The following is a 7521-nucleotide window of genomic DNA, read 5'->3' as shown; positions in this document are numbered from 1 at the left end:
CATCTTCACCACATAGAAAAGCGCGGCGTACACAACGGTTAATGACGTGGTAATAAGGGGTTGATTCAACATCAATCAAACGGCGGCGGGCAACGGTCATAACAACACTCCTTGTTGTAGCAATTTCACTCCATGTGAAGGTTCAGCGTAGTCAATTCCCATCAACTACGCAAATTGATGGCTGTCCTATAATTTTGTATTTTTAAATGATAATGATTATTAATTGCTAATGACTTTGGGTCATTATTGATCGAATCTTCGACAAGATTCAATCGGAAAATAAGCTTAAGGTGCTGAGATTTTCGTTTTTACAGGAAGGGTGTTTGAGGAGGATGCCAGATGCAGGCAGTAGGTCATTAGGATTATGATTTTGGGAGCGTTATCGAGAGAGAAAGCATTTGAGGGGGGACGACGCGAGTAGCCCTCACTCAATGTCAGGGCTACCGTGCGATATTCCGGTTCTGCAAAGCCGGGTTATGTATTCATTTCTGACTGGAGAGTTAACGATGGTGCCGAGAATGCGTAAATACCAATGAGTGCCGGTATGGTTGTCAATGCGGCATATGCACCGACATAACTGGCATCATACTCAGACAGGAAACTCACAATTAACGGGCTCATGCCGCCAAAAACTGAGAGAGCAACGTTATAGCCAAGCCCCAGAGAGGTGGTGTTGTTGCGGGCAATGGAAAATAGCACCGTCGCCAGATTGGCTAAAATCAGTGCTGAAATCAGGCTGATCTTGATAAATGCGATCCATTGTTGCCACCCATCATGACCATGAATCAACAGATAATAAGCCGGATAAGAAACCACCAAACCGGCCAATAATCCGCCCGAAAAGCTTTTCTTTGGTGATGACAGGTATTTGTCCGTGATCCATCCGACCAGCAAGATCATCACAAGTAAGGTCACTGAATTAACCAAGGCAAACGGCTGAATGGGGAAATCTTTGGCTAAAATGGTGCTGGAAATATTCTGGACGTAGAAAACTACCGCTCCTGTTACAGACACCAAACCGATCCTGACTGTGGTTCTTACATCGTTGGTTAAGCGAGTCGGCTGTGGGGTCGGAAGCGCAGCGGGCAAGCGCAGGCGGAACCAAAAACTCATGGCAATGTTCACTGCGCCAATAATTAAAGGGATACGCCATCCATAAGCTTGCATCTGGCTTTCAGATAAGGTGCTTTTCAGCCCCATCACGATTAAGACGGATGCAATCACCCCAACAATTGAACTGGCAACAATCAGACTGCTGATACGAGCATGTTGTTCACGCTGGCTCCCTTGGTGCAGGTATTGAATGATGGTCGGGTACTCTCCGCCAAAACTGAAGGCCTGAACCATTTGCAGGCATAACAGGAGTATCACAAGACTTTCTCCCAAGATATTGACGGGTAAAGCCGCCATCAGCAGCGTTGCACTGCCTGTCAGGCTGCTGGTGATGATCAGGGCTTTTTTTCTTCCTTGTGTCCCCTGCCTTCAGCAGCCCGCTTGTAGCGAGTGACCGGAGGGAAGTAGCGGAAAGCGGGTCGACTGAAAGGCATTGTTATATTTCACTTTTTCCAAAACATCCAAGCAGGGGTTTTTGACGTTTCTTTGAGTTCTGGGTCGGGGACTGATTGCTTTTGCTCTAACACATGGAAGGGTAGTTCACTTTCATTGGCAAGCGCTTGATCATAGCGATAACCTACGTGGGCCCTTGCCATATCTACGGGAATATCAAATACATAATCAACCATTCCCTCGTCATCCTGGACTTTCTCTTGGAATTTTTTTGATCTGATTCCCTCGAACTCAGCAGGCAAACTGCCCCTTATTTCTAAGTGCTCTAGTGCCTCTTGCGCATTATGAACTACGCTCCAGACAAGCTTACCCGATTTATAGCCAGATGCCATGCTGACCATGATGCCTTCGTGAACTTGGCAAGCAACCACATCACCAAGAGATGAAATTCTTGATAAGGATTCTTGTTCTAGTGCTGGAGCCAGAAACTCGTTGAAGTGAACCAGGTACCAGCCATTAGGCAGCTCCACGCCAGCTATCGGAGAGTCAGGAAATTCCTCGCGCTCTCCACTGGGTTAGAGGGATAGCATTTTATGGATTGCCGCAGGTTCAGAATCTTTTACAGCAATCCATCCGATCTTAAATCCCATGATGAGTTTCCTTGTGAAATATAACGCTTCAATATGGGGCAGCCGAAACAAAGCGAAGCGGCGAGTAGGCTGTCCCAGCCCGCGCTTTTTTCGGGCGACATAATTGACTTGTTATGTGTTTGTACGCACCAGTTTATTGGCATATGGCTTGCTACCTAATTTATAGCCATCAATATTAGGAGTTAACTATGCAAATTGGAAGCTCAACAAGCGCATTACCTATAACGCCAGCGCAGAAAAGCGGCAACAATTTGCCACCCAATACACCCGTTACTGGCAATATGCAGCCGGAAAAACCGTTTATTCGTGAACTTGCTGAATCATTTGACCCTAAGAATATGAGCTACAAAGAATCCATGGAACTTGCCAATGCTTTAATGAAAGCTGGAGAAGGTGATTTAAGCTCAGCATTTTTACCGCCACCACTTTTAAAAGTTAATAGCGATGGAAGTGTAAGTGACATGAGAGGAACGCCTGAAGGTGAGGCCAAAATGAATGCCAAATTCAATATGTTTGATGTACTTGAAGCTAGGATTGATTTCAATAAAAGTATGAATATGCCAACAAACTTACTTGAAGATTCTTATTCTTTTTTAGAAAAAATCCAAGTAGCTCGTAATACGCCGAGTATCAATGAGTACACATAACGCCGCCAGCACGCGCGGCTTTGTAGTGTAGGCGAAGCCGCAACGGAAAAGCCGTCGCCGTGCCTGGCCTTGTTAGCGCTGTACAATGTAGGCATGATCCGACGGAACAACCAACGAAACACGCCCATCTGCCCCCATAACATCAATCGCAATATTCTTACCAAAACCATTGAACAAAATAGAAGTATCTTCAAATTTAGAATATTCACTTCCAAAATTGCTTTGCGCGCCTTTTACGCCATGCTCAGCAGCATACTTAACATACGGTTCTTTCAGGTGCACTGTTGCGACATCAGTCCTGACATTCGCGAGACGCATTGCCCCGTCCAAAAGCTTTCCTGATACGCCGCCTATCAATAATGGTACAACCAAGATCACCCCAAGCAAGAACGGTTGAAAGTCAACCAGTCGCTTCAGGCGTTTCGATTCCTCATCCGCAAGGTTGTCACGACGTTCTAGCAAATCGATTTCACGTGAATTCTGTTGATAAGTGCTCCACAGCAAAGCGCATCCCCAAACACACAACACCAAGGTTGCAAGAACCTCAATATCGGAAAAGCTAAAACCCCAGATAAAAAACAGCCCAAAAATCGCGAAAATGAACAGTTCAAAACCGCCTTTTTCTATAGTAAAAGGTGTGTAGTCAGCTGTTCTTCCGGAAACTCTTTCGTATCCTTTTAGCAATAGTAAAAATAGCTTTTGAAGCCCGTGCCATACGGGCCTCAGCGATAAACCAAGGCTTGTCAAACACACAACGAAAAACAGATAAACACCACCGAATGCAATAGCCAACAATATAAATAGCAAGCCATCACCAACCGACATATCCTGTGGGAAATAACCGATTTTCCAACAATAAAAGAGCAGTACTGCTCCGCCAACTACGACTCCAAGCTTAAAGGCAAGAGAAAGAAGCTTGTCTAGCAAATCAAGTTTTTCGTCTAGTTTGTTAATGTTTTCCACGACCTTTCCTTTGGACGCTAACGTTTGGTTAAGGGGCCGGCTTTAGCCGGTCCCGAGTGAGCGCAGCGAACGACTTGAACCAGTTGTTATATTTCATTTCTCAATTTTAAATAATGCTCTATTTTTCTAAATAGCGAAGCTGGAATCCATGACATACTAAAATTGAATTTCCCATCTTCACTTTCCGAAGCAGAAAAAAGGCAGTAATCATCATCAAAGTAGGACTCTGGTTGAGATATGATTTCGGCTATTCGTTCTCTTGCTTTCTTGGTTTTATGGAAGCTGGTGCTGTCCGTGAAGCAAATATAAATTCGCAATATTGATGTGATGAATTCTTCAACAATAAAGAATGCATCAAATTGCTCTTGTTGAGCCTCTAACTCAGGCTTTACGATTGCACCCCATTCATCGTACTCAGAAAGCAATGCGTTGCGATTAAATTGCAGCTCCAAAGTGGCGAAAGGTGCTTCGTTGTCAAGTGTTTTGGTTTTTGAATAACTTAATGGTGGCATTCCGCAGTGCTGGACATAATTTCGAAGCTTGTACATGAATTTGTATGAAAACTTATCGTCAAACTCTTTTGCGGTTAAGCTTTTGAAAAGTTTAAACTCACTTGATGCCTTTCCATGCTCCCTATTGACAGAGGTTTCCATGTGATCAAGAAACGTTCTGGCCGACATCATCAGGTTTAGGAGGGTTATATTAACCTCGTGGCCGAAAGAATCTAAGTCATATCGGCCAATTGTGTCGGTCTCTGTTGCAAAGCTTTGAAGGTTATTTTCAATGCATGTTTTGAAACACGCGAAATTGTAAAGCACGTACTCTACAAGCTTGAAGTGTCTGTTGAAGTCAAAGATTTCCATGTTGCAATCTCTAATTTCTTGTACTTCAGATTCATTTAGGCGTCGAAGTGCTTTTATGCTATCTCTTTCGACTCTGGCTAGCTCAATGTTTGAGTGCACAATTCTTCCTTGAAATATAACGCTGAGCTAAGTGGCTAACAAACCGGGTACGCAGCTAAATTAACCACCATAAACGCTATATTCAAATAAACAAAAAATGCCGAACGTTTGTTAGTCCATCTTGAGCGACTTGTTATGTGCGTTCTGTATGTGATTGCAGAACAACTCTTAGCTCTTCGATAGCTAATATAACTGTAGATTTATAGTCACTATAAATACTCTTAGAAAGTTTTTCAGCGCGATGAGCAATATTATTTCGTTTTTTTCGATATTTGCCATTTGAGTCCATTAGCGCTTTTAATTTTGGAACATCACCAATTGCTTCCTCAATCAGTGAAATTGGAGGTATAGAAGTAGAACTATACTCCGTTTTAAAACTTTTTATGTCCTTAGGTTTCTTACCCGAAACAGGAGATTCGTAAGCGGTTAATAAACCCCACATACCAATAGTACCCACACTTTGACATAGTGCCTTTTTCAACGGAGGCACTATGAACCAAGAACAAAAACGCGCTCACTGGACATCCCTCATCGCGCAACAAAAGCAAAGCCAGCTCTCCATTAAGCAGTTTTGCGAACACAATAACATCAACTATCAAACCTTCTTTTACTGGTCTAAGCGACTGCGCTCCCCTGAAACAGTACAGACCTTGCTGCCCATCACGTTTGATGAACCTCGCCATTCACTCTCTGAGGTTGTTGTCCTGCTTTTTACTAATGGTATGCGGGCAGAGTTGCCCGCTGCGCTCAGTCCCGCGCAAATCAAGCATTGGGTCGACGCGCTGCAATGACACCTTCCGGCAAGGTCTTCTTGGTCTCCGGCGTGACCGATATGCGCAAGTCCATTGATGGGCTGTCACTGATTGTCGCCGAGCAACTGGAGATGGACCCGTTCAGCGAAGCCTGGTTTATCTTCTGTAATCGCGGTCGCGATAAACTCAAAATCTTGTTTTGGGATACTAATGGGTTTTGGCTGTACTATCGCCGTTTAGAGAAAGGGACGTTCAAATGGCCTCGCCCGAATGCCCGGGGCGGGATGGTCATCAGCAAACCGCAACTTCACTGGTTGCTCTCTGGGTTGTCACTCGAGCACAGTAACGCCCATCAGCCCTTAAATGGGCTGGAAGTGTGACCGAAGATGTTGATCGCCATATTTCACTTGAACGATCCTTTTTAGCCGTCACACTGGGCATCATTCCATGCTGTAAATGATGCCCAATGACCGATTTCCCCAATGACATCGAACAACTTAAAGCCATGCTACTTGCCAAGGATGCCATGCTACTTGCCAAGGATGCATTGTTGCAGGCCAAAGAAGAGGAAGTCGCCGCCCTGAAAACTCAGGTGCAATTACTCGTTGAGCAGCTCAACCTCAGCAAATCCAAACGCTTCGCCTCCCAAAGCGAAAAGGTCGCCAAAGGCACGTTTAACGAAGCTGAGCAGCAAAACGCGTTGCCAGCTTCACCTAAAGCGCGCAGAAAACCAGGTCGTAAACCGCTGCCTGCTGACCTTGAACGCGAAGTGCAAACCCACGCCTTAAATGCACCGTATTGCGACGGCTGTGATGCGCCGTTACATGAATGCGGTAAGGAAGTCAGCGAAACCCTGAAAATCCTACCTCAACGAGTGAGTGTCATCCGCCACGAGCGCACTAAATATGCGTGTCGCCACTGCGAGCAAACCGCCGAAACCAGCAAAGTGGTCACCGCCCCGAAACCGGCGAGCATGGTCCCCAAAAGCATGGGCAGTGCCGAGGCCTTCGCCGCAGTGGTCACCGCCAAATACGTCGATGCCCTGCCGCTATACCGCCAAGTCGATATCCTTAACCGCTCTGGCATTGATATCAGCCGCGCCACGCTGGCGAACTGGTGTGTGCAGCTCGGCACTAAAGTGCAGGTCATTATCGATGCAATGAAAACGCAGCTTCTCAAAGACCCCCTCATCTGCGCTGATGAAACCACGGTACAGGTGCTGAGAGAAGCAGACAGACAGGCGCAATCCAAATCTTACATGTGGGTCTATCGCAGTGGCGAGTTCACCCCCAATCCCGTGGTGATTTACGATTATCACCCCAGCAGAGCGGGCGCTTGTGTGCGCGAGTTTCTTGGTGATTACCATGGTTATCTGTTGTCCGATGGTTACAGTGCCTATGACACGGTAGACGGTGTCACTCAAGCCGCGTGCATGGCGCATGTGCGCCGCAAATTCACCGATGCTCAAAAGGCATCCCCTTCGAAAAAGGCAGGAAAGCCCGAAAAAGCCTTGGCCTTTATCGCCAAACTGTATGGCATAGAGCAACGGGCCAAAAACCTGTCGCCCGAAGCACGCCAACAGATGAGGATGCAAGAAAGCCTGCCCATCCTGAATGACGTTAAAGCGTGGCTGGATAGCCAGCATGTTCTGCCGAAAGGGGCATTAGGCCAAGCCATCACCTACGCCAGAAATCAGTGGTCCAAGCTGCTGACTTATCTAGAAGATGGACATATCAGCATTGACAACAATGTGACTGAGCGGGATATCCGGCCATTTACGACGGGCCGAAAAAACTGGATGTTCTCGACCTCAGTCGGTGGCGCGAAAGCCAGTGCCAATCTGTATAGCTTGGTCATGACGTGTCGGGCGAATGACATCAATCCCTATTATTACTTTCGGCATCTGTTCACAGAGCTGCCGAAACGTTCACTCACCGATGACATGTCGGATCTGATGCCGTGGAATGTTGATATCAGCAGCATTGAGTAAAGCTGTACGGGTTTATTGAGCGCTTACGTTTCTTTTGGGATTAAAAGAAAC

9 protein-coding genes are annotated in these 7521 nt (G+C 46.1%); 4 read left to right on the top strand and 5 right to left on the bottom strand.

Going from position 1 to position 7521, the window contains the following annotated elements; translation table 11 throughout:
* Positions 1 to 474 precede the first annotated feature (474 nt).
* Both ACN0T8_RS15500 and ACN0T8_RS15495 read right to left on the bottom strand, forming a co-directional pair.
* On the bottom strand, positions 475 to 1410 hold the full coding sequence (locus tag ACN0T8_RS15500; protein WP_417763641.1) for a hypothetical protein: 936 nt from the start codon (positions 1408 to 1410) through the stop codon (positions 475 to 477).
* 146 nt (positions 1411 to 1556) lie between these two features.
* A complete protein-coding gene (locus ACN0T8_RS15495; protein ID WP_417881495.1) occupies positions 1557 to 2036 on the bottom strand; it encodes a hypothetical protein in 480 nt (159 codons plus the stop codon).
* A gap of 308 nt (positions 2037 to 2344) precedes the next feature.
* Between ACN0T8_RS15495 and ACN0T8_RS15490 the strand changes: the two genes are divergently transcribed.
* On the top strand, positions 2345 to 2803 hold the full coding sequence (locus ACN0T8_RS15490) for a hypothetical protein (protein WP_417763639.1): 459 nt from the start codon (positions 2345 to 2347) through the stop codon (positions 2801 to 2803).
* A gap of 72 nt (positions 2804 to 2875) precedes the next feature.
* Here the strand turns inward: ACN0T8_RS15490 and ACN0T8_RS15485 are convergent, their stop codons facing one another.
* The 3 genes from ACN0T8_RS15485 to ACN0T8_RS15475 all read right to left on the bottom strand — a co-directional run bounded on the left by ACN0T8_RS15485 (position 2876) and on the right by ACN0T8_RS15475 (position 5170).
* Positions 2876 to 3766 (bottom strand): hypothetical protein, encoded by an 891-nt coding sequence (locus ACN0T8_RS15485; protein ID WP_417763638.1) that lies wholly within the window; start codon positions 3764 to 3766, stop codon positions 2876 to 2878.
* Positions 3767 to 3852: 86 nt separating this feature from the next.
* Positions 3853 to 4728: a hypothetical protein gene (locus ACN0T8_RS15480; RefSeq protein WP_417763637.1), complete on the bottom strand. Its 876-nt coding sequence runs from the start codon at positions 4726 to 4728 to the stop codon at positions 3853 to 3855.
* A gap of 133 nt (positions 4729 to 4861) precedes the next feature.
* On the bottom strand, positions 4862 to 5170 hold the full coding sequence (locus ACN0T8_RS15475) for a hypothetical protein (RefSeq protein WP_417763636.1): 309 nt from the start codon (positions 5168 to 5170) through the stop codon (positions 4862 to 4864).
* A 49-nt stretch (positions 5171 to 5219) separates the two neighbouring features.
* Here ACN0T8_RS15475 and tnpA point away from each other — a divergent pair, with 49 nt between their 5' ends.
* The 3 genes from tnpA (at position 5220) to tnpC (ending at position 7470) form a co-directional block, all read left to right on the top strand.
* On the top strand, positions 5220 to 5519 hold the full coding sequence (tnpA, locus tag ACN0T8_RS15470) for an IS66 family insertion sequence element accessory protein TnpA (protein ID WP_417763635.1): 300 nt from the start codon (positions 5220 to 5222) through the stop codon (positions 5517 to 5519).
* Entirely contained in the window at positions 5516 to 5860 is a 345-nt protein-coding gene (gene tnpB, locus ACN0T8_RS15465; RefSeq protein ID WP_417763634.1) for an IS66 family insertion sequence element accessory protein TnpB, read from the top strand. Before tnpA ends, tnpB begins: the two co-directional genes overlap by 4 nt.
* Before the next feature lie 86 nt (positions 5861 to 5946).
* Positions 5947 to 7470: an IS66 family transposase gene (gene tnpC / locus ACN0T8_RS15460; RefSeq protein WP_417763633.1), complete on the top strand. Its 1524-nt coding sequence runs from the start codon at positions 5947 to 5949 to the stop codon at positions 7468 to 7470.
* The last annotated feature ends 51 nt before the right edge of the window (positions 7471 to 7521 follow it).

Source organism: Vibrio sp. (genome assembly GCF_048266485.1).
In the GTDB taxonomy this organism is placed as follows: Bacteria; Pseudomonadota; Gammaproteobacteria; order Enterobacterales; family Vibrionaceae; genus Vibrio.
Note: the sequence above shows the minus strand (reverse complement) of the source record. Positions and strands in the feature narration are given on the sequence as shown.